General features: G+C 83.5%; 1 protein-coding gene. It reads right to left on the reverse strand.

Annotation, left to right across the window (positions count from 1 at the left end; genetic code table 11):
- The coding region (locus QPK32_RS26460; RefSeq protein WP_290415761.1) for a hypothetical protein at window positions 1-613 on the reverse strand (613 nt) is incomplete at both ends.

Genomic DNA, 613 nt, shown 5'->3' on the forward strand with positions numbered 1-613 from the left:
CCGCCTGCCGCGCCCGAGGCGCCCGCGCCGCCCGCGCCGCCGCTGGTGGTGCCGGCGGTCGAGGTGATGGTGCCGCCGGTCACGCCCGAGCCGGTCGAGGACGGCGCGCCCGAGGTGGCGGTGCCGCTGGCGCCGCCGCCGGCGCCCATGCCCGAACCTTCGCCGGTGCCGGTGCCCGGGGTGCCGCTGCCGGCCGTGCCCGAGGTCGCCCAGCTGCCGCCGGCCGTGGTGGTACCGGTGGCTGCGCCGCCGGTACCGCCCGCGTTGGCGTTGCCGGCCGCGCCAGCCGCGCCGCCCATGCCGCCCATGCCGCCGGTACCGCCAGCCGCGCCTGCGCCGCCTGCGCCGCCGGCAGCGCCCGCGCCGCCCATGCCGCCCGTTGCCGAGCCGGTGGTGCCGCCGGCGCCGCCGGTGCCGGCATACGAACCGCCGGTCGAGCCGCCGTTGCCGCCGCTCAGGGCGCCGGTCGCACCGCCGTTGCCGCCGGAAGCCGCGCCGCCGGCCGCGCCTGCGCCGCCGAAGCCGCCGGTCGAGGTCGACGAACCGCCGGCCGCGCCCGCGCCGCCGATGCCGCCCGATGCGCCCGCGCCGCTGGTCGCTGCGCCAGCCGCGC

It is taken from the genome of Massilia sp. YIM B02763, assembly GCF_030412015.1.
Lineage (GTDB): Bacteria > Pseudomonadota > Gammaproteobacteria > Burkholderiales > Burkholderiaceae_D > Telluria.